Source organism: Paenibacillus mesotrionivorans (assembly GCF_046098205.1).
GTDB classification, from domain to species: Bacteria; Bacillota; Bacilli; order Paenibacillales; family NBRC-103111; genus Paenibacillus_AR; species Paenibacillus_AR mesotrionivorans.
Genome location: NZ_JBJURJ010000028.1, coordinates 1 through 26840, shown reverse-complemented (window position 1 = coordinate 26840; position 26840 = coordinate 1). Strand labels below are relative to the sequence as shown.

24 protein-coding genes are annotated in these 26840 nt (G+C 54.4%); 22 read left to right on the top strand and 2 right to left on the bottom strand.

The window, feature by feature from the left end; genetic code table 11:
* The first annotated feature begins 175 nt into the window (after window positions 1-175).
* The 4 genes from ACI1P1_RS28620 (at window position 176) to ACI1P1_RS28605 (ending at window position 6081) form a co-directional block, all read left to right on the top strand.
* Window positions 176-1339, top strand: coding sequence for a response regulator (locus tag ACI1P1_RS28620; RefSeq protein ID WP_416219998.1), 1164 nt, complete (start codon window positions 176-178; stop codon window positions 1337-1339).
* A gap of 546 nt (window positions 1340-1885) precedes the next feature.
* Window positions 1886-2323: a MerR family transcriptional regulator gene (locus ACI1P1_RS28615; RefSeq protein ID WP_416219997.1), complete on the top strand. Its 438-nt coding sequence runs from the start codon at window positions 1886-1888 to the stop codon at window positions 2321-2323.
* 33 nt (window positions 2324-2356) lie between these two features.
* Window positions 2357-5485, top strand: coding sequence for a hybrid sensor histidine kinase/response regulator (locus tag ACI1P1_RS28610; protein ID WP_416219995.1), 3129 nt, complete (start codon window positions 2357-2359; stop codon window positions 5483-5485).
* 92 nt (window positions 5486-5577) lie between these two features.
* The gene (locus ACI1P1_RS28605; protein WP_416219994.1) at window positions 5578-6081 is read left to right on the top strand and encodes a shikimate kinase; all 504 of its coding nucleotides are present in this window, start codon (window positions 5578-5580) and stop codon (window positions 6079-6081) included.
* A 2-nt stretch (window positions 6082-6083) separates the two neighbouring features.
* On the opposite strand, the gene ACI1P1_RS28600 is transcribed toward ACI1P1_RS28605, so the two are convergent.
* A complete protein-coding gene (locus ACI1P1_RS28600) occupies window positions 6084-6389 on the bottom strand; it encodes a rhodanese-like domain-containing protein (RefSeq protein WP_416219993.1) in 306 nt (101 codons plus the stop codon).
* A gap of 261 nt (window positions 6390-6650) precedes the next feature.
* On the opposite strand from ACI1P1_RS28600, the gene aroA reads away from it, so the two are divergent.
* The 15 genes from aroA (at window position 6651) to ACI1P1_RS28525 (ending at window position 19631) form a co-directional block, all read left to right on the top strand.
* Entirely contained in the window at window positions 6651-7952 is a 1302-nt protein-coding gene (gene aroA, locus ACI1P1_RS28595) for a 3-phosphoshikimate 1-carboxyvinyltransferase (RefSeq protein ID WP_416219992.1), read from the top strand.
* Between the two features lie 43 nt (window positions 7953-7995).
* Window positions 7996-8829, top strand: coding sequence for a C39 family peptidase (locus ACI1P1_RS28590; protein WP_416219991.1), 834 nt, complete (start codon window positions 7996-7998; stop codon window positions 8827-8829).
* Window positions 8830-8863: 34 nt separating this feature from the next.
* Entirely contained in the window at window positions 8864-9292 is a 429-nt protein-coding gene (locus ACI1P1_RS28585; RefSeq protein WP_416219990.1) for a CoA-binding protein, read from the top strand.
* 82 nt (window positions 9293-9374) lie between these two features.
* Window positions 9375-10037 (top strand): thiamine phosphate synthase, encoded by a 663-nt coding sequence (gene thiE, locus ACI1P1_RS28580; protein WP_416219989.1) that lies wholly within the window; start codon window positions 9375-9377, stop codon window positions 10035-10037.
* A gap of 149 nt (window positions 10038-10186) precedes the next feature.
* Window positions 10187-10954 carry a hypothetical protein gene (locus tag ACI1P1_RS28575; protein ID WP_416219988.1) on the top strand — a complete coding sequence of 256 codons (768 nt, stop codon included), beginning with the start codon at window positions 10187-10189 and terminating at the stop codon, window positions 10952-10954.
* A gap of 77 nt (window positions 10955-11031) precedes the next feature.
* Window positions 11032-11250 (top strand): hypothetical protein, encoded by a 219-nt coding sequence (locus ACI1P1_RS28570; protein WP_416219987.1) that lies wholly within the window; start codon window positions 11032-11034, stop codon window positions 11248-11250.
* Between the two features lie 18 nt (window positions 11251-11268).
* Window positions 11269-11589, top strand: coding sequence for a spore coat protein (locus tag ACI1P1_RS28565; RefSeq protein ID WP_416219986.1), 321 nt, complete (start codon window positions 11269-11271; stop codon window positions 11587-11589).
* Between the two features lie 161 nt (window positions 11590-11750).
* Complete coding sequence (locus ACI1P1_RS28560; protein WP_416220054.1) at window positions 11751-13646, top strand: glucose PTS transporter subunit IIA; 1896 nt, start codon at window positions 11751-11753, stop codon at window positions 13644-13646.
* On the top strand, window positions 13639-15354 hold the full coding sequence (gene ptsP / locus ACI1P1_RS28555) for a phosphoenolpyruvate--protein phosphotransferase (protein WP_416219985.1): 1716 nt from the start codon (window positions 13639-13641) through the stop codon (window positions 15352-15354). The genes ACI1P1_RS28560 and ptsP overlap by 8 nt, the downstream gene beginning before the upstream one ends.
* Before the next feature lie 130 nt (window positions 15355-15484).
* Window positions 15485-16018, top strand: a complete 534-nt coding sequence (locus ACI1P1_RS28550; protein ID WP_416219984.1) for a type 1 glutamine amidotransferase domain-containing protein — start codon at window positions 15485-15487, stop codon at window positions 16016-16018.
* Complete coding sequence (locus ACI1P1_RS28545; protein WP_416219983.1) at window positions 16015-16431, top strand: VanZ family protein; 417 nt, start codon at window positions 16015-16017, stop codon at window positions 16429-16431. Before ACI1P1_RS28550 ends, ACI1P1_RS28545 begins: the two co-directional genes overlap by 4 nt.
* 149 nt (window positions 16432-16580) lie before the next feature.
* The gene (locus ACI1P1_RS28540; protein WP_416219982.1) at window positions 16581-17003 is read left to right on the top strand and encodes a hypothetical protein; all 423 of its coding nucleotides are present in this window, start codon (window positions 16581-16583) and stop codon (window positions 17001-17003) included.
* Window positions 17004-17315: 312 nt separating this feature from the next.
* Window positions 17316-17657: a bacillithiol system redox-active protein YtxJ gene (gene ytxJ, locus ACI1P1_RS28535; protein WP_416220053.1), complete on the top strand. Its 342-nt coding sequence runs from the start codon at window positions 17316-17318 to the stop codon at window positions 17655-17657.
* 129 nt (window positions 17658-17786) lie between these two features.
* Window positions 17787-18791 carry a catabolite control protein A gene (gene ccpA, locus ACI1P1_RS28530; RefSeq protein ID WP_416219981.1) on the top strand — a complete coding sequence of 335 codons (1005 nt, stop codon included), beginning with the start codon at window positions 17787-17789 and terminating at the stop codon, window positions 18789-18791.
* Window positions 18792-18890: 99 nt separating this feature from the next.
* Entirely contained in the window at window positions 18891-19631 is a 741-nt protein-coding gene (locus ACI1P1_RS28525; RefSeq protein WP_416219980.1) for a 5'-methylthioadenosine/adenosylhomocysteine nucleosidase, read from the top strand.
* Between the two features lie 703 nt (window positions 19632-20334).
* On the opposite strand, the gene ACI1P1_RS28520 is transcribed toward ACI1P1_RS28525, so the two are convergent.
* Window positions 20335-23526, bottom strand: a complete 3192-nt coding sequence (locus ACI1P1_RS28520) for a transglycosylase domain-containing protein (RefSeq protein ID WP_416219979.1) — start codon at window positions 23524-23526, stop codon at window positions 20335-20337.
* 494 nt (window positions 23527-24020) lie between these two features.
* Here ACI1P1_RS28520 and tyrS point away from each other — a divergent pair, with 494 nt between their 5' ends.
* The 3 genes from tyrS to ACI1P1_RS28505 form a co-directional block, all read left to right on the top strand.
* Window positions 24021-25277, top strand: a complete 1257-nt coding sequence (tyrS, locus tag ACI1P1_RS28515; RefSeq protein WP_416220052.1) for a tyrosine--tRNA ligase — start codon at window positions 24021-24023, stop codon at window positions 25275-25277.
* A 112-nt stretch (window positions 25278-25389) separates the two neighbouring features.
* On the top strand, window positions 25390-26532 hold the full coding sequence (locus ACI1P1_RS28510; RefSeq protein ID WP_416219978.1) for a 5-methyltetrahydropteroyltriglutamate--homocysteine S-methyltransferase: 1143 nt from the start codon (window positions 25390-25392) through the stop codon (window positions 26530-26532).
* Between the two features lie 118 nt (window positions 26533-26650).
* A partial coding sequence (locus ACI1P1_RS28505; protein ID WP_416219977.1) for a hypothetical protein occupies window positions 26651-26840 on the top strand: 190 nt, incomplete at its 3' end.

Genomic DNA, 26840 nt, shown 5'->3' with positions numbered 1-26840 from the left:
TTAATTATATAAAATGGTATATAATGGAGAGACCAAAAAAACCCATAGGATACCATAAATATACATAAATGAATGGGTTTTAGTGGAAGTATAAGGATTTTTGTGAGAGAATAAATCTGAAAAGTATATATCAGTTATGTTTACATTATTTAACATCAAAGAAAGGATGTTGGGGATGCGTGCGCTATTGGTGGATGATGAACCGCTAGCCCTCAGGTGGTTGCAAAAGAAGCTGAAGGAAGTGGCCGATTGGCAACAGTTGGCCATTTGCACCGAAGCGGGCGAAGCGCTTCGGACAGCTGAAGCCATGCAGCCCGACGTGATTTTTCTCGATATCAGCATGCCGGAAAGAAGTGGACTTGAAATAGCAAGAGATATGGAAGAGGTTTGCCCGAATTCAGCAATCGTCTTTGTAACGGCTTTTGATGAACATGCTTTAGCGGCTTTTGAAGCCAATGCCATTGATTATATGCTTAAACCTGTGGAAACCAAAAGATTGGCCCGGACGGTCCAGAAATTAAAAATTGGGTCAGCCGTGCGGAAAGCGAATGCCCCGATCGAGTCCGAGTCCGTTCAGGTCTGTTGTTTTCCCTTGCTACGATACACGGATGCATCAGGAACCCCTTGCTCGTTTAAGTGGCGTACCACCAAAGCTGAGGAGCTATTTGCCTTTTTGGTTCATCAAAAGGGGCGTACCGTTAGCCGTGATAAGCTGATTGAAGCCATATGGCCTGACATCGATCCCCATAAGGCCGCAGTTCAGCTCTACACCGCCGTCTACCAAATGCGGCAGGGCCTTAAAAAATCCGGCCTGCCCATTACGGTAGAAAATGTAAGGCTGGAGGAAGGATACAGGATACCCTCTGAGCAGGTTTGTTTGGAGAGTACCGAGTGGGAACGGGAACTGCTGGAGCTTCGTGACCTTAGGGATGATGATAGTCTGGAGCGGTTATGGAAACGGGTGGAGCAGTATGAAGGCGATTATTTGGGTGAATATGATTATATATGGGCAGAGGAGGAAAATGTGCGCCTGCGCAGCTTGTGGACCTTACACGCCTTACGGCTGACGGAAGCGCTGCTCTCCAAACGGCGTTACAGGGATGCGGCGACCATCGCTGCAAGGATTCTGCGGATGCAGCCTTACTGTGAAGAGGCCCATTTTTTCCTGCTACAATCCTATGACGGCATGGGGGATTTTGCCTCCGTGATGAAACACTACCAGGTTACGGAAGGAATGTTTCAAGAGGAGTTGGGGGTAGGCCTGCATGAACGGATAGAACAATGGTTTAAGCATTGGTTTACCTCCCGAAGCGAACGGACATCCATATCCATCAATTAAGAATGACGACCGCCGGAAAAGCGATATCCGGCGGTCGTTTTGTTGTGCACTATCAGCTCATAGAAGCTGGGCTTGTAGCCTTCAGACCCGCTGGACCGGGTGGATTGGATGGACCGGACATTGCGGACGAAGGGGATGAAATGGACGGACCGGATGAACTGGACGAAACGGACGAAAAGGCAAAACCGCCATTAACCTTTTCCAGATACCAATTTTGACGGTAATGCTCTTTGCAATACCCTTTGGCATAATGCTTGCCTTCACAGTTTTTTTTCAAACATTTTCGCGGCGAGGCGGATTTGATTCTGCCCATAATTTCAACTCCTTATCTTAGGATGTATCGTAAGAAAATTGTAACGACTCCATCTGATAACAGTTTGAACAAATCCGAAGTGAAAAAGTGGACGCCAGTGGTCCGCACATTTTTTGATGGGTAATTTTTCTCATTTTTTGATGAGAATGTGAGTATCCTTTACTGTAGATGACACCAGATTACTTTAGGCGTAAAGCAGAGCTCAAAAAAATAAATTTTAAAGGAGAGAGGGCATGGGAAAGCTTTACAACCAGTTGGAGGTCATTAAAGCGCTGAGAGTATCACCAACCACTGTAAAACGCTGGATCCACTACTTTTCCGAATTCATCCCTACGGTGCGTCAGGGGGACGCAGTGATGTATGAATCGGGGGCGTTAAAGCTATTGCGGCGGGTCCGGACACTCCGCAATAACCGGTACAGCCTCAAAACCATTCTCAGCCTGCTGGAGCAGGAGGGGTTTGAGAAGTTTGCTCCCGTTGCCTCTCCTGCTGAGGACTTTTTTACCATTCCGGAAGACCGGCCAATCCGGACACAGAAGCCTGTCCGTCTAAAAAATAAGTGCATTGCCAAACCCGAGGACCTGAAGCCTCTCGTCCACTCCTTTCAGGCAGTCTCCCGGGAATTCGCACAAATTGCCAGTCAAATCGATAAACTAATAAATGAAGACTAGGGTTAATATGGATGCTTGTGGTATAATTTCCCTATGGACAAATTAGCGAACCTTCATCTAAAAGTGAACTGGCGGCTGCCGAAATATTTGGCTCTTATCATACTCTTCGTAGGTCTGATGCAGGGGGTCCGGTGGGTATGGACTGCCGAATTGCATGTTCCGAAGCATCCTAAGGCAGCAGCGGGCACTGTGGATCTTAGCGGCTGGGACTTCTCCCATTCGCCCTCCATCACCTTGGACGGAGAGTGGGAGTTTTACCCCGGACAGCTGTTGACCCAGAAGGATATTGCCCAGGGTCATCATAAGGACCGTATGCTGCTGCAGGTTCCGGTAGAGGGGCAGTACCCTCTTGAAGTAAAGGAAGGCCCGGATTCCTTCGGTTACGGAACCTACCGCTTGCTCATCCGGGTTGATCCGACCTTGAACCTGTCGTACGGCTTCTGGATTGGGGATGTCCGGACATCCTCCACACTGGAGATAAACGGGAAGGTGGTGGCGGAGGCGGGACGGGTGGGCACTGACCGGGGAACCTATGTGCCCAGTGCTGCCACGTACATGAGTGCCGCATCGGCGGAGGGCAGCGATACCCTTGAGCTCATCATCCGGTACGCCAACTTTGACGATTCCCTGAATGGCGGCATTGTCAAGTCCATCCGCTTCGGATCCCAAAGCGCCGTTACCTCCGAACGGTTTATCTCCGTCGGATTACAGCTGGGCGTGGTTTTTATCGCGCTTCTCCATTGTTTGTACGGTTTTATTCTCTATCTCTTCGACCGCAGACAACAGGCCCTCCGTACCTTCGGCGTCATGATGCTGATGGCCGCTCTGACTGTGGTCCTGTCGGATGATGTGGTGATTCTGGAATTGGTTGCCGTTCCCTATGCATGGCTGTGGAAGATCAAGCTGCTGGCGTATATGTGGATGTCCTTTTTCATGATCCAGTTGGGCCGGACATTCCTGGGCAAAACCAAGCAGAATAAGATTTTTGTCATATACACCCTTCTGGTAGGCCTGTATTCCGTCTTTATTCTGGTTGCTCCAATGACGCTGGTCCATTACTCTATCCGGGCCCGTGTCCATGCGTGCCTGTATGTGCTGCCCGTGGTCTGGTTCGGCGGGATGCTGTTCCGGGCCGTCTGGCGTAATGACAAGGATGCCGTATTTCTGGTTTTTTCTATGTCCTGTCTGGTGTCCAATGTGGTATGGAGCGTGATCAGCTACAGCTATACCGCCAAGCATATCTATTATCCGGTGAATCTGATCGGGGCCATGATCGGCTTCTCATGTTACTGGTTCAAGAAATACTTCCATAATGCTGCAGAAAATGAACGGTTGAACCGGCAGCTCAATGCCGCTTCCAAGGAAAAGGACCGGTTTCTAGCACAAACCTCCCATGAGCTGCGCAATCCGCTTCACGGGATGATGAACATTGCCCAAGCCGTGACAGCCCGCGAAAAAAACAAACTGGAGCAGCGCAGCTTTGAGGACATGGAGTTAATGCGGGTTATCGGAAAAAGAATGGCGAGCCTGCTTGATGATCTTTTGGATATGGCCCGCCTTCAGGATCACCGGATTTCGCTTCAGCCGAAGCCTGTTTCGCTTTTGTCTGTGATTTCGGGAGTTTGGGATATGCTGAGGCATAATCTGGAGGGGAAGCCCGTCCGTTTTGTGATGGATGTGCCGGAATCGCTGCCGCCTGTATGGGCGGATGAAAAAAGGCTGACCCAAAGCTTGTATAACCTGCTGCATAATGCCGTGAAGTTCACACAGGAAGGGGACATCCGGGTTTCCGCTTCCGTACGCAAGGGGATGGCGGCAGTGGAAATCACCGATACCGGCACAGGAATGGATGAGGAGATGCAGCTTCGGATATTCCGGGAATACGAGCAGAGCAAAGAGGGGGCTGAACTGGGAGGCATTGGACTTGGTCTCACCATTGCCAAACAGCTGATTGAGCTTCACGGCGGTGAAATAACGGTCCGTTCTCAGCCCGGGTTGGGCAGCAGCTTCCAGTTTACACTGCCGCTGGCGACCCTGAACATAAAAGGAGCAGCCATACCTTCAGAAGCACCAGAGTCCCTGTTGGGCCAGGAACAGCAGACTGTTGCGGATGTTCCCGTTCAGGGAATCCAACCCAATCCGCCGGCACTCTTGTCGGAGAAGCCGGTCCGTATTCTGGCTGTGGACGACGACTCCATTAATCTGAAGGTGCTGTCCAGCGTATTATCCTCCGGGGAATACCGCATCACCACTGTCCAGAAACCGGAGGATATGCTGCGGATGCTGGATAAGGAGGCCTGGGACATCCTGATTGTGGATGTGATGATGCCCCAGATGTCCGGCTATGAATTAACCCGCCTTGTACGTGAACGGTATGATATTTCCGAGTTGCCGATTCTCCTGCTTACGGCCCGCAATCAGCCGGAGGATATCTATACCGGTTTTTTGGCCGGGGCCAATGATTACCTGGTCAAACCGGTGGATGCCCTGGAGCTGAAGTACCGGTTATGGTCTCTCGCAAGGCTTAAGCGCTCTATATCGGAGGGGCTGAGGATGGAGGCGGCTTATCTGCAGGCGCAAATCTCGCCCCATTTCCTCTATAACACACTGAACTCGCTTTTGGCGTTGAGTGAAATGAATAAGGAGAAAATGCAGGAACTGGGAGAAGCGTTCATCAGCTATCTGCGGATCAGCGTGGATTTCTTGAATATGGAGCAGCTGGTTCCGCTGGAGCATGAGCTGGAGCTGGTGCGTGCTTATCTGTATATTGAGCAGGCCCGCTTCGGGTCGCGATTGTCTGTGGATATCGATATGAACATGGACAGGGATATTTTTCTGCCGCCTCTCAGCCTGCAGCCATTGGTAGAAAATGCTGTCAAACACGGCATGACCGGGCGCAAGCTGCTCAATATCCATGTCCGGATCAGCCGGGAGGAGGATGAAGTTCTGCTGGAGGTTCGGGATAACGGCAGGGGGATGCCTGCGGGGGAGATGGAACGCCTGCTGGATTTCTCACGCCAGGGCAGAAGGGGAATCGGCTTGCTGAACACAAACAGGAGACTGATCCAGCTGTATGGAAAGGGGTTAAATGTGGAAAGTGCCCCGGAGCAAGGTACGAAGGTCTGGTTCCGGGTTCCATGGAATCAACCGTTGGATAATTAATTTCGGGTCAAGATTTTCTTGCCTATTCCCTTTCTTTCGCGGTAAAATCCGAGAATGAGCACGGGTTTGAGAGAAAGGGGGAGAACAAGATTATGCAACGAAATATTGTTCTTGTTGGTTTTATGGGCACCGGAAAAACCACCGTAGGCCGGATTCTGGCCAATCGCCTTGGTTGGACCTTCACGGATACGGATGCTTTTATCCAGGAGCAGACGGGGATGACCATCAGCCGGATGTTCGAAGAGCATGGAGAGGCTTTTTTCCGTGAACGGGAAACAGAAGCCTTACAGGAACTGCTGCAGCGCCGCAACCAAGTTGTGTCTACAGGCGGAGGGGCCGTTCTTTTGGAGGAAAACCGCAGGCTTATGCTGGAGAATGGTCTTGTTGTGGCGATGAAGGCGGAGGAAGCGGTGATTGTGGAGCGGGTCCGCGGCGATAAGGGCAGACCGTTATTGCAGGGGGATGTGGTGGAGCGGGTGCATACTCTGGTGGAAGCCCGGCGCCATGCTTATGATTTTGCGCCCGTTCAGCTCCATACGGACCGCCTGCCCCCAGAGGAGGCGGCCCGCAGGATTGAGGAAATGCTGGAGGCGTGAGGTTACGGATTCCCGTAATCCAGCATCCCTCCCTCCATATTCTTAAGACCGCGGTAGCCCAGGTGCCGCAGATAATCGCATGCCCGGCCGCTGCGGCTGCCGCTTCTGCATACGAAGATGACCTCATCGGCCTGGGGAATTTCTTCATGCCGGTAAGGCAGCTCGCCCAAAGGAATATGGATAGCCCCGGGGAGCATGCCCAACGCAACCTCCTCAGGCTCGCGTACGTCTACCAAGTTTAATGCTTCACCGCGTTCCAGCCGTTGCCGGACCTCGTCAGCGGATATCCAGCCAATTTCCTGTTCCATGTCGCTGCACCTCACGATTTGGGATGTTTTTTAGAAGTCTACCGGAATTGCGGAGGAGGGTCAAGCGGACCGGGTCTTCCTCGAACAAATACGGGAAAATTCGTGTTTTTTCGGAAGGATGCGACTTGTACCGCATTCCCAAGCCCTGCCGCATATGGTAAACTGTCAGTAACTATGAACGGCCGCATGTCCGGCCGCGCTTTTCCGAAGGAAGCTATTTTTTTGCTGGAGCAAAAAACTCTCAGGAGGGGAACCTGCCCGATGAACGGTTTTAAAGCTGTGATCAAACCTACCCCGGTCCTCCGGGGTGATATACAAGCGTTATCGTCTAAGAATTATACGACCCGCTATCTTCTGATCGGAGCTCTTGCCGATGGGACAAGCACCATCTATTATCCTGCCCACAGCGAGGACAGCGATGCCATGCGCCGTTGTATCCGGGACTTGGGGGCTACTTTGACGGAGGATGAAACCAAGCTGGTGATTAACGGCTTCGGTGCCCATCCCGGCAAGGTGAAGGAGCTGGATGTGGGCAACGCCGGGGCAGTTCTGCGGTTTTTAATGTCCATTGCCGCGCTTTGCCCGGAGGAGGTCACCTTCGTAAACCGTTATCCCGAATCCCTGGGCAAACGCCCCCATCACGATCTCATCGATTCCCTCCGCCAAATGGGCGTTGAAGTTGCGGACCGGGACGGCAGACTGCCGATCACCATCGGCGGCGGTAAACCCAAGGGCGGGCATATTACTGTATCTGGCAATGTCAGCTCCCAATTTTTGAGCTCGTTGTTATTTATGACCCCCTTGCTTGAGGAAGACAGCGAAATTACGGTTCTGCATGATCTGAAGTCCAAGGTCATTGTCGGCCAAACCTTGGAAGTCCTCGAACAGGCAGGAATTCGGGTGGAGGCTGCCGAAGATTATATGCACTTCCGCATTCCGGGACGGCAGCGGTACTTGCCCAAGGACTACATTGTCCAGGGGGACTATCCCGGCTCCGCAGCCATTCTGGCTGCTGCAGCAGTCACCTCCTCAGATGTCACCGTGCGCAGGCTGGCCGAGAAGAGCCGCCAGGGTGAACGTGCGGTGGTGGATGTACTGAAGGCCATGGGTGTGCCACTGACGCATACCAACGACAGTGTCCATGTAACTGGCAACGGAAAGCTCCGCGGCGGCGAATTCGACGGTGACCATTTTACCGACGGTGTCTTGGCGATGGTGGCAGCCTCCGTTTTTGCCGAAGGAACCACCCGCTTCTATAATGTAGAGAATCTGCGCTATAAAGAATGCGACCGCATTACCGATTTTGTCCATGAGCTGAACAAGGCCGGGGCCAATGTGGAGGAGCGGCAAAGCGAAATTATTGTCCACGGCAAACCTGAAGGCGTAAAGGGCGGCGTGGAAATTAACGCCCATTATGACCACAGGGTGATCATGGCCTTATCCGTGGTGGGCTTGCGTTCGGAGCAAGGGCTTATCATCAATGATGCCCATCATGTCGCCAAATCGTATCCCGGCTTCTTCCGGCATATGCTTGATCTCGGCGCCCATATCGAACTGATCTGACCCGCATACTCGCAAGAATACTACAGCAAAAAGAGTGATCAGGATGAATGTTCTCTGGAAGACAACAAAATATGTGGCGGCCTTTGTGATGGTGGTAGGACTCGTGTTTTCCAGCGGGGTATTCAGCGTGCTGATTTATGGCAGGCTAAGTGGGAAGGAATGGGCGATTTCGCCTTATGCCGATGCAGCGCCTGCTGTTATGCGCCCGGCTGACTCCATGGTAGCCGAGCCTACACCCGTTCCGTCGCCTGCACCTGTCAAGCCGGAGAGAAAGCCATCCGTCCTTCTTGATGCGCCGATATACCGTCAGCATCCCGAGCTTCCTTCCGGCTGTGAAATTACCAGCCTGTCCATGCTGTTGAATTTCGCCGGCGTGACCAAGACCAAATTGGACCTGCTTTCCGAAATGCCTGTCGATATGACGCCGATCACTATGAATTCCGATGGCTCCCCCGCTTATTGGGGGAATCCCAACACGGGGTTTGTAGGGGAGATTTCCGGCAAGGGCAAGGGCTTTGGTATTTATCATACGGCGCTGTTTCCGGTGCTGAAGGCTAATGTTCCCGGGGCTGTGGATTTGACCGGAACGGAATTCGAGGAACTGGAGCTGCAGCTGTCCCAAGGGATTCCGGCGGTGGTCTGGACCACCATCGATTTCCGCGTGCCCGCCAAATGGGTGACCTGGGATACGCCAACCGGGCCGATCAAAACCACCTTTATGGAGCATGCGGTGCTGCTGGTGGGGTATGATGACCAATACGTATACGTGAATGATCCGTGGACCGGTAAAAAGCAGTTCCCTGTTAACCGCCAGCAGTTTCTGGAGACCTGGGAAGCCATGGGGCGTCAGAGTATTTCCTACACCCCGGGTGCCTGATTTAAAACATGCAATTACAAGGAGGCTGACCATAATGGCATTTGAGAACCCGTCGCGGGATGAGATCAGAACAATTCTGGAGAAAACAACCAATATCGCTGTGGTGGGTCTATCGGACAAACCCGACCGCACGTCCCACATGGTGGCTGCGGCCATGCAAGACCGGGGCTACCGGATTATCCCCGTAAACCCCACAGGTGCGGACACCATCCTGGGGGAGAAGCGGTATAATTCCTTGGCCGAGGTGCCGGACGCCATCGATATTGTGAATGTATTCCGCAGAAGCGAGTTTTGTGCGGAGGTGGCCGAGGAAGCCGTTAAGGCAGGAGCCAAGGTGCTTTGGCTGCAGCAGGGAATTGAGAGCGAGGAAGCCGCGGATATTGCAGCGGCGGGTGGTCTTCAGGTCATTATGGACCGCTGCATCAAGGTAGAGGATGCTGTCACACGTCCTGTACGCGGTTAATAAAAAATATAAAAAGGAACATGCAGCGAAGGGCGGTAAATCTGTCTTTCGCTGCAGTTTTGTCCGGGGAGAGGGTTCGCACATGCAACAAGCAGTAGAGTGGAACGGCCGTGCGCTGCGGGAATGGCTCCAGCTGTATTTGGTTATGGATATGCAGAGCTATGGGGGGCGTACTGCTGTGGAGATTGCCCGTGAAGCGATTGACGGCGGTGTTACCATGATCCAATGGCGGGAGAAATCGCAGCCGCTGCGGGATGTTCTGGAGATATCCAAACAGGTCAGAGCCCTGTGCCGCGGGTTGGGTATTCCCTTTGTGGTTAACGATCGAGTGGACATTGCTCTGCTGCTTGACGCTGACGGAGTCCATGTGGGCCAGGACGATCTTCCGGCCCCGGAGGTCCGGAGGCTGATAGGCCCTGACCGGTTTGTAGGAGTGTCTGCCGGCTCCTGGGAGGAGGCTTGTTGGGCCTTGGAACAGGAAGCCGATTATCTGGGTGTCGGACCCGTCTACGGGACTCCTACCAAGCCGGATGCGGGTGATGCCATCGGCTTTGAGCTGCTGGGCAGATTAAAGGCTGAATGCTCCGGGATTCCGCGGGTGGGCATCGGCGGAATTAACCGCAGCAATGCCGGTCTGGTAACAAAAGCGGGAGCGGACGGGATTGCCGTGGTATCCGCCATCACCCGCAGCAGCAATCCGCAGGAGGCGGCGGCAGAGCTAAAACGCCTAATTGCACATTCATAATTTGTATGGAAACGGTACAGAGAGTCTGTGCCGTTTTCTTTTTTTTCCCAAACATAAAACCACTGGAGGTGAAGACACTAGTAGAGGCTTCTAAGGTGAGTGAACCGGAGAAGACTAACGCGAGCAACCATTTAAAGGAGGAACCACCTGTGTATCAATCCGAGCAATTCCACACCTCCAACTACCGCGGCAATCAAGCCGGCCACGACAACTATCTGAGATCCGATTCCCAATCCCCCAGCTCCTACGGCATGGGCCAAAATGTAACCTCCCAATACAAAGGGATGCAAAGATCCTTCCAGCCTACCGGACCGGTGAATTCCGTTTATGGCCAACAAAACCAAAACCCGGCCAGCTTTCACACCGCCAATTACCGCGGTGACCAGCCGAACCATGACAACTACCTGCGCGCTGACTCCACACAGCCTTCCCAAACCGGCTTCAGTGGAGTAAACAGCTCTGTTAACTACGGCTTCACCTCCAATGTAGGTTATGGCTCTTCTTATGGCCAAAACCAACAAAATCAACAAAATCAAGCTCAATACGTTTCCCCCAACTCGTATCACACCGCCAGCTACAAGGGCGACCAAGCGAATCATGATGCCTATCTGCGCTCCGACTCCTTCCAGCCGACACAAGGACAATACACAAGCGGCTATGGTCAAACCTCCATTCCGCAGCAATACAAAACCCAAACCCAAAACTTCTCTACCGGCAGCTACGGTATGAATTCCGGGTTTGCAAATAACCAACAAAGCTATGGCCAACAACAATTTGTTTCCCCTAATTCCTTCCACACCGCCAACTATAAGGGCGACCAGCCGAACCATGACGCTTATCTGCGTTCCGATTCCGCCCAAACCTCCCAATCCCAGTTTGGCGGCACCAGCATGGGCAGCAACTTCAACAGATTTTAAGGGAAACCGCATATTTGAATAGATCTGGAAGCGGGCCGCAGGGTCCGCTTTCAGCCACAGATAAGGAGGCGTATGGCATGCAGCAGAATCAAAGCACCCTCACCCAGGACCGCAACCTGATTGGGGAAAAGGAATTGCTCTATATCAAGGATTATCTGTCATGGGAGCTGTTGGCTGTCAAAAAATGCGAGGAAACCGCCAAGACGATGGAATGCCAGCAGCTGGCCCAAATGGTGCGTGATCTGGGGAATAAGCACCAGCAGCACTATAACACGATTTTGAGTCAGCTCCATTAATTGAAGGAGGGATAGCTTGTGAGTGTGGAGATCGCCACTCCGGAATCAGCCAATCAAACTGCAGCAGGCCCTGAATTCAGCGACCGCGACCGGCTGAATGATATTCTGAGCATGGAGAAATACATGACGGCCAGCTACAACACCGGATTGAATGAAATGCAAAACCCCAAGCTCCATGAAACCATTCAAGGAATTCTGGGTGATGAGCATAACATGCAGTTCCAGGTGTTCGATAAAATGTGGCAAAAGGGCTGGTACAAGATTGAGGCGGCCGACCAGCAAAAGATCCAGCAGGCCTATCAGCAGTTTAACGGATATAAGTCACAGTTCCCCAAGTAATAAGCGGGTTGTGCAAACGAAGTCCAGGTCCGATTTTTCGGACCCGGGCTTTTTTTGACCTTTGACAAAAGTCGGGGCAGGCATTACCATTCAAAGGTAGAGCACTACGGGAGGTGGGATGCACTATGGCGCGGCAAGACAAAGTGGACCGAAACTATACGATGAACTGGATGGGCAATCTTCAGCAGCTCGGCCGTTCATTAATGCTGCCCACCATGGCCCTGCCGGTGGCGGCGATTCTGCTTTGGCTGGGACAGATGCCCTGGCACCTCATCCATTTTTCCCAGGCCGGAGAATTACTGGAGTTTGCCGGACGGCTGATTATTCAATACCTGCCCTACTTGTTTGCCGTCGGGGTGGCCATGGGGCTGACGGATAACGGTGGAACAGCAGGGATGTCTGCTGTCCTGTCTTATTTTATGTTTACACAAATTACCGAACGGTTTGCCGGAAGCACCATGCAGCTTGGGATCTTCGGAGGCATTCTCATCGGTGTGTTAGCCGCCTTATGCTACAGGCGGTTCCGGTTTATCCAGCTGCCCGAATATATCCAGTTCTTCGGCGGACCGCGGTTTGTGCCTCTGGTGACCAGTATGGCCACCATACTCCTGTCGGGAGTGGTTGTGGCAGTGGGGCCCTGGGTCCAGGAGCTGTTTGGGCGGATCGGTGAATTCCTGCTTTCGCTGGGCGGCTTCGGGGCGTTCCTGTACGGCTTCGGGTACCGGCTTCTGGTGCCATCGGGATTGCATCATATTTTGAACAATGTATATTGGTTCCAGCTGGGGGCTTTCCAACTTCCTGACGGGACGATGGTATACGGGGACATCCCCCGTTTCTTCTCCGGTGATCCCAAGGCAGGGATCTTTATGGCCGGGCTTTATCCGATTATGATGTTTGCGCTTCCCGCGGTGGCGCTGGCTATTATCCAGGAGGCGCGGGAGGACTTGAAGCCCAAGATCCGCAAAACCTTCCTGACGGCGGCGCTGGCCTCCCTGCTGACAGGGGTAACGGAGCCTATCGAATTCGCTTTTTTGTTCGTGGCGCCGTATCTGTTTTTCATCCATGCCGTTCTGTCCGGCGCATCCATGTGGATTGCTTACGAATTGGACATCCATCACGGCTTCTCCTATTCGGCAGGGGCTATTGATTTTATCATTAACATGCATCTGGCCCGGAATGAATGGCTGATCCTGCCCATTGGCATTCTCTATGCCGCTGTGTATTACTTTTTGTTCCGGTATGCCATCGTCAAGTACCAGCTGCCCACTCCCGGACGGGAGGAAGGCTCCACCATCGACGAATTCGCCGGGGATATCCCCTACCGGTCCCCGCTGATTCTGGAGGCTCTGGGCGGCAAGAACAACATCAAAACCATCGAGGCCTGCATCACCCGCCTCCGCCTTACCCTGGTTAACGATAAGCTGATGGATATCGCCACCCTCAAGCATTTGGGCGCAGCCGGTATTATCCGGCTTGGAGCCGGCAATGTCCAGGTGGTGTTCGGCACCTTCTCGGAGCTGATCCGGGAGGAAATTGTGCGGATTACCAAAAAAGACCTTCATCAGGTGCTGTTCAACTCGCCCATGCTGGGCCGGATGATCCCCCTGGAGGATGTGCCCGACCAGATTTTTTCCAAGAAGATAGTAGGCAACGGTGTTGCTTTCCTCCCGGAAAAGGGCGAGCTGGTGGCCCCGGTGAACGGAACCGTAACCTTGATCTACCCGTCGCTTCACGCGTTGGGCATCACCACCGACGACGGTCTGGAGGTCCTTCTGCATGTGGGGATCGATACCTCCCATCTAAACGGGAAGTATTTCACCTGTATGGTGAAGCAGGGGGACCGGGTGGAGGCAGGGGAGCTGCTTCTGAAGTTCAACCTGAACAAGGTGAAGCAAAATGCCAAATCCTTGGCAACGCCTATGCTGATTACCAATTCCGACCGGATCAAATCCTGGAGCTTTGCCCCGTTCAAGTCCGTTCGCAAGGGGCAGGCGTCTGTTATGTCGGTTATTCTGAAGGATGAAATACGTGCAGCGGGGGGCGAGACCAATGGTTAGGGGATTCGGCGGAGCATCGGGGTTTGCCATCGGAAGAGCGTTTGTGCTGCCCTCACTGGAGCTGGAGCTGCCGGACAAGCTGGTGGACGTGGCAGATTTGGCGGTGGAGTTCGAGAAGCTGTATGAAGGAATTCGCTGCTCCAAAAGCGAAATTGAAAATATCAAGCAGGATATCTCCGATCTGATCGGCGAAGAGGAGTCCAATATCTTCAACGCCCATCTGGCGATCCTGGAGGATCCCATTTTTATGAACGAAATCCAGGGGCTTATGCAGCGCCATTACAAGGCGGCGGAGGTGGCGGTGAAGGAAACCATCGACAAATTCGTCAGCATGTTCGATCTTCTGGACGATGATTACATGAAGGAACGGGCTGCGGACATTAAGGATGTGGGCAACCGTCTCTTGAAGCATCTTCTGGGGGAGTGGGAGGAAGCCGATCCGCCGGCGGATACACCATACATTCTGGTGGCCAAGGAGCTAAGCCCGTCCCACCTGGCCCGTCTTGATTCCGCCCAGGTGCTGGGTGTGGTCACCATGCTGGGAGGCACCACCTCGCATGCGGCCATTATGCTGCGGGCCATGGGCATTCCCTTCGTCATGGGGATGGAAAACCGGCTTCCCGCCGCCATCCAGACCGGCGATATTCTGGTTATCGACGGGGATGAGGGCAGCGTCATTGTGAATCCGCCGCAGGATGTCATTGCGGTCTATGAGGAGAAACGGAGCCGTGCCGCGGCCAATCTGGAGCGCCTGAAGCAAATAGCCCACGTGCCTACCGTCACCAAGGACAACGTCAAGATGGAGCTGAAGGTGAACATCAGCTCGGCCAAGGAGCTGGATATGGCCCTGAAGTACGGCGCCAAGGGTGTAGGGCTGTTCCGGACGGAATTCCTGTATATGGACCGGGTATCTCTGCCCCTGGAGGATGAGCAGTATGAGGTCTACCGGGAGGCAGCCGTTAAGCTGGGAGAGCGGCCGCTGGTGATCCGCACCCTGGATATCGGCGGCGACAAAAGCGTAAGCTTCATGAATTTGCCCCAAGAGGATAACCCGGCGCTGGGTTACCGGGCCATCCGCATTCTGCTGGATTGCCGGGAGCTGTTCAAGACACAGCTGAAAGCGATTCTCCGGGCATCTCTGCATGGCAACATCCGGATCATGTACCCCATGATCTCCTCAGTAGATGAGGTGCGGCAGGCCAACGAGATTCTGGAGCAGGCCAAGCAGGAGCTGATTGAAGAAGGCAAACCCTTCAAGGATAACACTCCGGTGGGCATCATGATTGAGGTGCCTGCTGCCGTGGTGGTGGCGGACTTGCTGGCGGAGGAGGTGCAGTTCTTCAGCATCGGCACCAATGACCTGATCCAGTACGCTCTGGCTGTGGACCGGATGAACGAAACCGTGGCCAACCTGTACGATCCGTATCATCCGGCGGTGTTGCGGCTGCTCAAGCAGGTGGCGGACGCCGCCAAAGCCAGCGGAATTCCTGTCAGCGTCTGCGGGGAGCTGGCCGGTGATCCGGAGGCAATCCCGCTGTGGCTGGGGCTGGGCATCCATGAGCTGAGCATGTCCGTCCAATGCCTGCTGCCGGTGAAGGAGCAGGTGCTGCAGAGCGATGCCCAAACAGGCAAAAGCTTTCTGGCGGAGGCGCTGCGGTTGAGGCGGTCCAGTGAGATTAAGGAAAGGTTAAGAGCCGCCCTTCGATAACACGGTCCAAGCCGCAGGCCGGATGTGTTATCGAAGCCTCGAAACCGGCAAAGCCGGTTTGAGGGCCAAATCTAGTCTTAACACGGTCCAGGCCGCAGACTAATTTCCAATTATAAGGAGGACGAAACGTATGGAGCTTATGGGCAAAAGGATACTGGCTTTTACGGAAGAGGAATTCGAGGATCTGGAAATGTGGTATCCCGTGCTTCGCCTGCGGGAATCCGGTGCACAGGTGGTGATTGCCGCTACGGAAGCGGGCAAGGTGCTGCACGGCAAATACGGGGTTCCCATCACCTCGGATGCGGCATTCGATGACGTCTCCTCGGCGGATTATGACGGGCTGTATGTGCCCGGAGGCTGGGCGCCGGACAAGCTCCGCCGTTATCCCCATGTGCTCCGCCTGACCCGGGAATTCCATGAGGCCGGCAAGCCCATTGCGCAGATTTGTCATGCGGGCTGGGTGCTGATTTCGGCGGGCATAGTGAAGGGCTACACCATGACCTCCACGCCGGGCATCAAGGATGATCTGGAGAATGCCGGCGCTACCTGGATCGATGAAGAGGTGGTAATTGACCGGAATATTATCTCCGGACGCCGTCCGCCGGATCTCCCCGCCTTCTCCAAGGCCTTCGTGGATGCGTTGGCAGGTGCCGGCCGGGTATGATGAAGCATCTGGTCCGATGGCTTCCTCCCGTGTTGGTGATGGGAGCCATCTTCTATTTTTCCTCCCGTACCGGAGATGAGCTGGGTTCCTTCATGCCCTTCTTCCACAGGTTGTTTCCTGCGATGGAAAGCTTCGATTGGGGCCACTTTGTCGCTTATTTTATCCTGGGATTAACCTTCGTGTGGGCCATTGCCGGTTCTAGACCAACTGCGCGGCAGCGGCTTTTGGTTGTGCTGCTGTGTACGGCTTACGGGCTGACAGATGAGTTCCACCAATTATTCGTCAGCGGCCGCTCGTCAGATTGGCATGATCTGCGCAACGACGCCATCGGCGGAACCCTGGCAATGCTGGTCCTTTACATTCCTTTCATCGCCCGCTTCTATGCCCGTTTGCCCCACCGGATGAAGCAGTAATGCGGTCCGCTTGTATGAAGAATGGCTTTTGTGCCAATAAATACTAGCTCCTTTTTGGGAGGAAAACCGGCTCCCTGGTCGAATTACAAGAGAGTGGAGGCATGTGTCGCTGCTGCCTTCTCTTTTTTTGGATGAAGGAGCTGGTTGTTTTGCAAAAGGAATGTAAGTGCGGTCAGACAATGAACATCTGTCTGCGAAGTGTCATCTACCAGGGCAAGGTAGAGATTGCCCATGTGCCGGTGCTGACATGCGAATCCTGCAGCCGCAGCGAGGTATTCGCCGCCGTTAAGCCGGATATGACGAAGCTGATAAGCCAATTGGGCAACAAACCTGAAAAACAGTATATACGCTTTGAGGAAATAAGCGAAATTTCCCATCTGATGGTGACGGTGACCGATAAGGAGCACCGCCATGAATCCGTGGGCGTTATACTGGAAGAACGAATCAACGAGCTGTTGGATATGCTGCTGCTGGCCAGATCCCTGCAGGATGATGCATGGAAGAGGGATGTGACCGAGCGTCTGTCCCAGATTACCCGCTACGCTATGAGTACTTACGAAATGAAGCTTTGACCGGTGAGGGCAAGGCGGGCTGTACAACATCCATAAGCAATGCGTAATCCGAACGGTAGATTCACGAGCTGCAGAACCGGATCGGGAGATCCGAATCGCAGAACCGGAACCACAGAAAGGGAGAAAAACAATTACAAAAAAACCTCCGGTTGACCTTGCCGATGCCGAGGTTGCCATTCTTGATCCGGCCATGGGTCCGGACCAAATTGTTCCAGTAAAGCCGCCTACAATAAGGTTGGCTTTTTTTCTTTATTTTTGATACTATTGATTGAAAGGAAATCATTTGCAGGCAGGTGAGCGTAATTGGCCGATGTGCAGGAATTGACGAAGGTTGAGGAATGGAAGCGGCTGCTGGCGGAGTCGGAGAATACGCCGGTTATGCTTATAAAGCACAGCACCCGCTGTCCCATCAGCGCCGAAGCCCATGACGAGTTTCTGAAGCATGTGCATGTGGAAGCGCTGCCGGGTGTCCGTTATGCCCGCGTTCTGGTGGTGGAGAACCGGACCGTATCCAATGCGGTGGCGGAGGATACCGGTGTGAAGCATGAATCGCCGCAGGTGCTGCTTTTGAAGAACGGCGCGTCCGTTTGGACGACCTCCCATTGGCGAATTACCGCAGCGGCCTTGAAGGAGCTGGCTTCCCGGCTGGATTGATTTCACCAAGCGGCGAAGTGGGAATCTCTTGCAAACGGGAAGGTTTCCGTTGCAAGGCGAATTATTTTGTCGTATCATATCGTTATTATACGGGAATGAAAATACGTCTATATATTGGAGAGAGATAACGTGACAGTAACTATTTACGATGTTGCCAGAGAAGCCGGAGTATCGATGGCTACCGTATCCCGGGTTGTCAACAATAATCCGAATGTGAAGCCCCAAACCAGAAAAAAGGTATTCGAAGCCATTGAGCGGCTGGGCTACCGTCCCAATGCCGTTGCGCGGGGTTTGGCCAGCAAGAAGACCACCACCGTGGGCGTTGTCATTCCCGATATCTCCAACGCCATCTTTGCTGAGGTGGCCCGGGGCATTGAAGACATTGCCAATATGTACCATTACAATATCATCCTTTGTAACGCGGACAAGCGCAAGGAAAAGGAGATCCGCGTAATCAACACCCTGCTGGAGAAGCAGGTGGACGGGCTATTGTTTATGGGCGGCGTTGTGACGGACGAGCATATGCAAGCCTTCCAGACGGCCACAGTGCCTATCGTGCTGTGCGGTACGAATGTGGAGGGTAATACCATGGCTGCAGTGGATATCGACCACCAGCAGGCCGCACATGATGCTGTGAAGCTGCTTCTCGATAAAGGCCACCGCCGTATCGGCATGATCAGCGGAAACCTGCAGGACCCCAACAACGGCTTCTCCCGGTACAACGGGTACAAGAACGCCCTGGAAGAAGCGGGGGTGGCATTTGATGAATCTTTGGTACGGATCGGCAACCACCGGTATGAATCCGGTATTGAAGCGATGAAATATTTCCTGGAGCTGCCTGAGCGTCCAACCGCTATCTTTTCGGCTACCGACGAAATGGCTATCGGCGCCATTCACGCCGCACAGGATGCGGGACTTGCCATTCCCGGCGATATCTCCGTGATCAGTGTAGATAACAGCCGGATGGCCTCTATGGTCCGCCCGCTGCTGACTACTGTAGCTCAGCCTATGTATGACATCGGGGCCGTGTCCATGCGTCTGTTGACGAAGCTGATGAACAAAGAAAATGTGGAGAAGGGCAAGGTTACCCTGATGCACGAGGTCATTCAGCGCCAATCTGTAGCTGAAGTATAATAGGCCGGATATAACCCGGATTTGACCGCAGCTCCCTTCCCGGGGAGCTGTTCTTGTATGTGCAGGGTTTTCGGGGGAAGGAACGGGAAGTTGAGAAGGATGAAGGGAGCGGCTGTGGTGTTGGGAAATCCGGGAGAGAGCGCTTACGGGGTTATCGGGATTATCGGAGCTATGGAGGAGGAGGTCCGGCTGCTTGCCGCGAAGCTGGTGCATCTGGAGGTAATCCAGCTGGCGGGGATTGAGTTCATGAAAGGGAGCTTCGCCGGGCGGCAGGTGGTGGTCTGTAAATCAGGGGTAGGCAAGGTAAACGCGGCGGTGACGGTACAGCTGCTGGTGACCGCTTATGGGGCGGAGGCTGTTCTGTTCACTGGCGTGGCCGGAGCCCTGGATCCGGAGCTTGCGGTTGGGGATCTGGTGGTGTCCCTGGATTGCCTCCAGCATGACATGGATGCCAGCCCCTTGGGCTTTGCCCGGGGAGTGATCCCCTTCCAGGAGCACTCCGTATTTGCCGCTGATCCGGAGCTGGTCAGACTGGCAGTAGAGTCCGGCGAAGCGGTGCTGCCGGGCCGGGTACGGACGGGCAGAGTTCTGTCCGGAGACCGGTTTATTGCCGACAAGGCGGAGGTAGCGGCGCTTAGGCGGGATTTCGGAGGAATGTGCGTGGAGATGGAGGGGGCCGCTGTAGCCCAGGTCTGCGGCATGAACGGCGTTCCCTTCGTCATTATCCGCTCCATGTCTGACAAAGCAGATGGCTCCGCCCCGGTGAGCTTCGCCGAGTTTACAGCCTTGGCGGCCCGGCGCTCCTGCGAGCTGGTGGAGCATTTGCTGGGAAGGCTGTAGGGGGGAAGGCTCAACTCCAACGTATGTCCGGTTCCAGTGGCCTCCAGTGGCCTCCAGTGGCCTCAAGTAGCTCAATTAGCATCAAGTAGTATAAGTAGCATCAAGAAGCATAGGTAGCATCAAGAAGCATAGGTAGCATAAGAAGCATAGGTAGCATCAAGAAGCATAGGTAGCATCAAGAAGCATAGGTAGCATCAAGAAGCATAGGTAGCATCAAGAAGCATAGGTAGCATCAAGAAGCATAGGTAGCATCAAGAAGCATAGGTAGCATCAAGAAGCATAGGTAGCATCAAGTAGCATCAAGTAGCATCAAGTAGCATCAAGTAGCATCAATTTGCCCCCAACTGCAAAAGTGCAGTTATTTCACCGCCTATGGGCTAAAACGGCGGGTTATCCTGCAAAAGTGCAGTTATTCTAGCTATAAAAAGCGTATTTCCCCGCCTGCGAGCCAAATAACTGCACTTTTGCATTTACGGATACGTATGGATGAAACTGTGCAGGAAATAACTGCACTTTTGCATTTGCGCCTCTTATGCGGAGTGAAGCGGCAGCACTAGCCATCCTGTGGAGGAGCCGCGCGGCCTGCAGCAGATAGCGCAAACAACAAAAAAGCCTGAATTCGGTGCTCCCGAATTCAGGCTTTTTATAAGCGGTTGGGGGAGGCCCCGCCCGGAGGGATCAAGGGCCAGAGGGCAGCCAACTGTTACGGTTTGGTATAATGCACGGCGCCGGTCAGGGGCGACTCGCCCAGCTCGTTGACGGCGGATATCTTGTAATAACCGTCATCGGTGGCGGCGAAGTAGATGAATTCCGTGCCCTTGGAGGTGCCGATTATTTTGTAGGCGCCATTCTCGGTATCGCTGTAATACACATTGTACTCACTCACAGCATCCGCCTTGGGATTGGCCGTCCAGGTCAGCTGGAGGGAAACACCCTTGCTTTTGGCCTTTAAGCCCTCCGGCTCTGCAGGTTCGTTCTTGGGAGCAGCCGGGGTCGGCGTAGGTTTGCCTGCCGTGCTGCTGCCCCCTGGCGTAGGTGCTTTGCCGGGAGAGCTGCTGCCTCCGGGGCTGCCTGAGGGCAGCAGACCGCCGGGGCCGTTCTGGTTGGCCTGGCTGTGATTCTGGCCGTCGGCGAATACCGGCTTGGAGGCTACGCTCTCCCGTCCCGCCACATCTACCGCGCTGACGTAGTAGCCGTAGGCTGCACCGCCCGGAGCGGTATCCGTGAAGATCGGCTCAGCCGGGTTCACCATCAGCACCTGGGGAGTGCCGGCCCGCACGAAGGTAAGCCCGTCTGTGGTCCGGTACAGCCGGTAACCCACAATATCCGGGGCGGTGACCGGCATAAAGGAGATGCGGTTCACATCCCCGTTGCGGGTGACCACAATGCTGCCTGGCTGCGGCGGAATAATGCCGTCGTCCGTCCGCGGGTCCGTCTCGGAAGGGGCGTCACTGTTGGCATCCAACGGCACAAACTGATCCAGGGGCTTTCGGCTTTTCTCTGGAAGTTTATCCATGGCTTCTTTAATCTCGCTAAGAATCTTGCTTATGGATTTCTCCCGGCGGATCACCACCTGCTCACTCAGGAAATCATCCGGCGTACCCGGCTGGGGAACATAGTTCACCCCATTGAAGGTAATGTACTTCATTTTGACCATCACATCATCTTCCTGGGTAGGCACATACTTCTTGTTGAACAAATCGGTAACGGATTTGCCCGCGGCGGAGGTAAGCTCATTGGGGAGCTTGCCGGACACGCTGGATACGGTCATCTGCACAATATCCTCGGGTTTGGTGAAGGCTTTGGTAGGGAACAGCTCGGCGCGTTTCTCCACCGCCTCGTTCATCACCTGCGCCCACACATTCAGGGCCCGTTTAGTGCCACTTCCCTTAATCAGCTTGTTGACGGGCTGGTCATACCCCGCCCATACCCCCAGGGTAATGTCGGGGGTAAAACCTACAAACCAGGCGTCAGCGTCATCCTGGGTAGAGCCTGTTTTGCCGGAGACCGCCATGTTCTTGTAATGCTTGAAGTTATTCTTGATTTCCGGAGCGGTGCCGTTGGTAATAACGGTGCGCAGCATATCGGTCATCAGGTAGGCGGTCTGCTCGGAGTACACCCGGGACGGCTTGCGGTCATGCTGGTACACAACCTTGCCGTTGCTGTCCACGATCCGGTCGATCAGATAGGCATCGTAGAACACCCCTTGGTTGGGGATGGTGGTATAAGCGTTGGTCATTTCCTCCACGTTCACACCCTTGTAGAGGCCGCCGATAACCCCGGTTTGGGCAACGGCATCCTCCTTGGTGATGGAGGTAATCCCCATCTTGGCGGCATAATCCCATGCTTCCTTAATGCCTACCTGGTACAGGAAGAGCTTCAAGGCAGGGATATTATAGGATTGGTTCAGCGCCTCCCGTGCAGTTACCAGACCTTGGAACTTGTTGTTCCAGTTCATCGGGATATGGACACCCTTCTGTCCGTCCGGCAGAATTATCGGCGCATCATCGATGACGGTGGCCGGCTGGATGGCGCCCTTCTCCATGGCGGGGATGTACGCCGCAATGGGCTTCATGGTGGAGCCGGGCTGACGGTAGGCCTGGGTGGCATGGTTCAGCTGCTCCGTATAGAAGTCGCGGCCCTCCATCATGCCGAGAATCGCGCCGCTTTTGTTATCGATCATCACTGCGCCGATCTGCTCCAGCCCATCCTTTTCCTTCTCCACATTCTTCAGGTTCGGGGTGAAGTTCTTCGGATTCTGCGCGATGGACTGCATGGAATCATAGATGGTCTTGTCGATGGTGGTATGAATATGATAGCCGCCACGCAAAAGCTGATTCAGCGCATCCTTCTGGGCCTCGTTAAAGGCGGTTTTTTTGCTGTCCGTATCCAGCTTCAGATCCGGGTATTGGGCCTTGACCATGGCTTCCGCGGCCTTGCGCTCCACCTCCATCATCAGGTAGGGGTAGGTGTTGTAGGCCTTTTGGGTGGTTTTGGCAAGTGAGCCCTTCAGATCAAAGGCCAGGGCCTCATCGTACTGCTGCTGCGTGATCTTGCTTTCCTCCAGCATCCGGCGCAGCACCAGCTGCTGGCGCTTCACAGCCCGGTTGAAGGCGGCAGAATCGAACTCGCCCTTGCCGGAGAAGGCGGAATAATCGCTGGGAAGCTGCGGCAGCCCGGCCAAATAGGCGCTTTGGGCAATGTTCAGCTCATTCAGATCATCCTTGTCGAACAGTCCCTTGGCAGCGGCCTTGATGCCGTACACGGTGTAACCGTTGGACCCGTTGCCGTAAGGGATTTTGTTCAGATAAGCCAGCAGGATCTCGTCCTTGGTCAGAATCCGCTCCATCCGCACAGCCAGGAAAATTTCCTTGAACTTCCGGGTCATCTCCCGGTCCAGGGTAAGGAATACCCGTCTGGCCACCTGCTGGGTAATGGTGCTCCCGCCGGTCTGGACATCCTCGTTCAGCAGCTTCTGCTTCACCGCCCGGATGAGTCCGTTCACATCCACCCCGATATGCTCATTGAAGGAGTTGTCCTCAATGGCCAGTGTGGCGTCGATAATTTGCGGCGGAATATCCGCCTTGGTGGCCATGCGCCGGTCCTCTTCGGTCCGCAGCTGGCCGATGGGGGTGTCGTCATTGAAATAGACAAAACCGGTCAGCATGTTCTGCTCAATCTGCTCCCGCATAAACGCCTCGTTGCGGATTGGCTCGTCCTTCAATACGGAGGCCAGATAGCCGAAGGCGGCTCCGCCTGCGGCAAAACCAGCGATAATGATGCCGATAATCATCCATTTTACCGTCATAAACAGGATCAGCCCGGTTCGGCGGACCGCCCGTTTCCGGAAAAATGCGCCGATGCGCTTCCAGATGGATGTGTTGGTTTGGGTCATTCAATTTCCTCCTGTACGTCCGACCCTATAAAGGATAGCCTGACGGCGGTATGTATGAAATTCGGGTTTCTTCGGACTGTATCCATTATACCGGGCCTGATTGACTTTTCCAAGCTGAGTATGGTATAAAAGGTGAAATGCTGGCGCAGGAATGCGTCTCTATATGGCAAAAAAGCGTTGAAGGACAGGGCATAATCCATGCCCCAGTAGGCAGCCGCAGATGTCTTGAAGAGAATCGGTGGGTGGTGCGAACCGGTACATGGCGGATGCTGAATTACACGGTCCTGAGCTTGGAGCAGCCTTATCCGATGGCCGAACAGGCTTGTCTGCGGCTTCTCTCACGGGTTCTCCGTTATCCGGTTCAAGTGAAAGCATCGGCTGCGATGCTTTAATCAGGGTGGTACCGCGGGTTAACCTTCTCGTCCCTTTGTTTGGGGATGGGAAGGTTTTTTTATTTTTTTCAAAAGAACCAATGAAAAGGGGGAGCAGCAATGGTGGAGTGGAATAAGTTGACCAAAGAGCAGCAGCAGGAGGTGGAGCGCCAATATTCCATTCTCCGGAGCGGCGCCGCCCAAGTGGTACCGGAGGAGGCGTTGAAGCAGAAAATCGCCGACGCCATAGCGGAAGGCAGGCCCCTAAACGTGAAGCTGGGCATGGACCCTTCGGCGCCGGATATTCATGTGGGCCATACGGTGGTGCTCCACAAGCTCCGCCAGTTCCAGGAATGCGGGCACCGGGTGCAGCTGATTATCGGAGATTTTACCGGCCGGATCGGGGATCCCACAGGCAAATCGGAAACCCGCAAGCAGTTGACTGAGGAGGATGTGGGCCGCAATGCGGAAACCTACCGCAAGCAGATCTACAAGATTCTCGACCCGGTGCTGACGGAGGTGCACTTCAACTCCAAGTGGCTTGCTCCGCTAACCTTCGCCGATGTGGTAGGACTGGCGGCCAAAACCACAGTGGCCCGGATGCTGGAGCGGGACGACTTCCAGAAGCGCTACACCGGCGGCCAGGCTATCCATATCCATGAATTCTTTTATCCGCTGATGCAGGGATATGATTCCGTTGCGCTGCAGACGGACGTGGAGCTGGGTGGAACGGACCAGACCTTCAACCTGCTGATGGGCAGAACGCTGCAGAAGGAATACGGGCTGTCGTCCCAGGTGGCGATGACCATGCCGCTTCTGGAGGGATTGGACGGCGTTAACAAAATGAGCAAAAGCCTAGGCAACTACATCGGGATCGATGAGGCGCCTAACGAGATCTACGGCAAGGCCATGTCCATTCCCGATGAGCTGATGCTGAAGTTTTACCAATTGGCCACGGACCGCACACCGGAGGAGCTGGAAGTCCTGGCTGCCGGTCTGCAGGAGGGGCGGATTCACCCCAGGGATGCCAAGATGGCTCTCGCCCATACGCTGGTACGCCTTTACCACGGGGAAAAGCAGGCTGAAGCGGCAGAGCGGCATTTTGTGACGGTTTTCCGGGAGAGGAGATTGCCTGCGGAGATTCCGGAGGCGGTGCTGAACCGCAGTGAGCTGGGCGAGAATGGAGCCATCCGGGTAACCAAGCTGCTGGTATCTCTGGGGCTTACACCCTCCAATGGGGAGGCCCGCCGAAGCATTCAGGGGGGAGCTGTCAGGTTGAATGAGGTGAGGGTGGAGGAGCCTCTGGCGGAAGTGGCGCCAGCAGACGGTGATGTGATCCAGGTTGGCAAACGCAGCTTTGCGCGGATCCGGTTGCTATAGCTTTAATCTATACCCGACCATAATTTTTAAGTGTTACGCTATAGAGACTCCTGTATGCCACAATAAGAGAAACCTTCCTGAAGGAACTTATGGTGCAAAAGGAGACATGACTATGACAGCCTTATTCGGACATACCACCTTAAGGGGAACCGCCCCTTACCGCTATGATGTAGTCGGCAGCTTCCTGCGTCCGGCAGCGCTGAAGGAAGCACGGGAGCAGTTCGCCGTCGGAGCCATTACCCGGGAGGCATTGACGCAGGCGGAGGACAATGAAATCCGCAAGCTGGTGGAGAAGCAGAAGGAGCTGGGCCTGAAGGCCGTGACGGACGGGGAATTCCGCCGCAGCTACTGGCATCTGGATTTCTTCTGGGGCTTCGATGGTGTGGAGCATGTGATGATGGACCAGGGTTACATGTTCCACGGCGTGGAAACCAGAGCGGATTCGGCCAGACTGTCCGGCAAAATCCGCTTTACCGGGCATCCGTTCCTGGAACATTACCGCTTCCTGAAGCAGGAGGCGGGGGAGGAAACAGCCGCACGGCAAACCATTCCCGCACCCGCCCAGTTTTTCGCCGAGCTGGTGCGCGGGGTGAATGAAAACAGCGTCAAGGCCATCTACCCCGATCGGGAGGAGCTGTACCGGGATATTGCCGACGCCTACCGCCAAGTGATCCTGGCCTTTTATGATCTGGGCTGCCGGAACATCCAGCTGGATGACTGCACGTGGGGGATGCTGTGCGACGAGGGATTTTGGTCCACCATGGCGGGGCAGGGTTATGATATCCAGCAGCTGCAGGAGCTGTATCTGCGCCTGAACAATGATGCGATTGCGGAGCTGCCGGAGGATCTGACGGTGACCACCCATATCTGCCGGGGCAATTACCACTCCACCTGGGCAGCCTCCGGCGGCTACGACAATGTGGCGCCGGCCCTGTTCGGCGGTGAGAATGTGTCCGCCTACTATCTGGAGTATGATACGGAGCGCTCCGGGGACTTCCAGCCGCTCAAGCAGGTGCCGGACAACAAGCTGGTGGTGCTGGGGCTGGTTTCGTCCAAAACGGGCGAGCTGGAGGATAAGGAGCAGATTAAGGCGCGGATCAGAGAGGCGGCCCGTTATGTGCCGGCCGATCATCTGTGCCTGAGCCCCCAATGCGGCTTTGCCTCCACGGAGGAGGGGAATATCCTCACAGAGGAGGAGCAGTGGAACAAGCTCAAGCTGATTAAGGAAATCGCCGACGAGGTGTGGGGCGAATAGGATAAAGCCGCTGGACGGGGATGTATGGCATCCCTGCACCGGCGGTTTTTTTATGCGCTCAAACCGGCTTAGGGCTCTCGTATGGCTTCAAGGGGGTAGAACCGGGTTAGGGTGCTTTATGGCTCCAGCAGTGGTTTCGGATTCTAACGGCGGCCAGAGCACTGGCGATGCACTAAACTTAACATGGCTAGGTGGATGCCTAGAGATAGGGATAAACATGCTTTTGTTGAAAATATTTACATGTTCTTCTCTGCTCTTCATCAAAAAAGAGAATAGGCAACTAAACATGGCGGCATTTTCCTTTTTTT

Coding starts and splice junctions, on each gene's coding strand:
- ACI1P1_RS28590 (WP_416219991.1), top strand. CDS start 7,996: ATGAATGTTCTCTGGAAGACAACAAAATATGTGGCGGCCTTTGTGATG.
- ACI1P1_RS28600 (WP_416219993.1), bottom strand. CDS start 6,389: ATGGAACAGGAAATTGGCTGGATATCCGCTGACGAGGTCCGGCAACGG.
- ACI1P1_RS28620 (WP_416219998.1), top strand. CDS start 176: ATGCGTGCGCTATTGGTGGATGATGAACCGCTAGCCCTCAGGTGGTTG.
- ACI1P1_RS28520 (WP_416219979.1), bottom strand. CDS start 23,526: ATGACCCAAACCAACACATCCATCTGGAAGCGCATCGGCGCATTTTTC.
- ACI1P1_RS28545 (WP_416219983.1), top strand. CDS start 16,015: ATGATGAAGCATCTGGTCCGATGGCTTCCTCCCGTGTTGGTGATGGGA.
- thiE (WP_416219989.1), top strand. CDS start 9,375: ATGCAACAAGCAGTAGAGTGGAACGGCCGTGCGCTGCGGGAATGGCTC.
- ACI1P1_RS28605 (WP_416219994.1), top strand. CDS start 5,578: ATGCAACGAAATATTGTTCTTGTTGGTTTTATGGGCACCGGAAAAACC.
- aroA (WP_416219992.1), top strand. CDS start 6,651: ATGAACGGTTTTAAAGCTGTGATCAAACCTACCCCGGTCCTCCGGGGT.
- ACI1P1_RS28615 (WP_416219997.1), top strand. CDS start 1,886: ATGGGAAAGCTTTACAACCAGTTGGAGGTCATTAAAGCGCTGAGAGTA.
- ACI1P1_RS28585 (WP_416219990.1), top strand. CDS start 8,864: ATGGCATTTGAGAACCCGTCGCGGGATGAGATCAGAACAATTCTGGAG.
- ACI1P1_RS28610 (WP_416219995.1), top strand. CDS start 2,357: ATGGACAAATTAGCGAACCTTCATCTAAAAGTGAACTGGCGGCTGCCG.
- ACI1P1_RS28525 (WP_416219980.1), top strand. CDS start 18,891: ATGAAGGGAGCGGCTGTGGTGTTGGGAAATCCGGGAGAGAGCGCTTAC.
- ptsP (WP_416219985.1), top strand. CDS start 13,639: ATGGTTAGGGGATTCGGCGGAGCATCGGGGTTTGCCATCGGAAGAGCG.
- ACI1P1_RS28560 (WP_416220054.1), top strand. CDS start 11,751: ATGAACTGGATGGGCAATCTTCAGCAGCTCGGCCGTTCATTAATGCTG.
- ACI1P1_RS28550 (WP_416219984.1), top strand. CDS start 15,485: ATGGAGCTTATGGGCAAAAGGATACTGGCTTTTACGGAAGAGGAATTC.
- ACI1P1_RS28510 (WP_416219978.1), top strand. CDS start 25,390: ATGACAGCCTTATTCGGACATACCACCTTAAGGGGAACCGCCCCTTAC.
- ACI1P1_RS28570 (WP_416219987.1), top strand. CDS start 11,032: ATGCAGCAGAATCAAAGCACCCTCACCCAGGACCGCAACCTGATTGGG.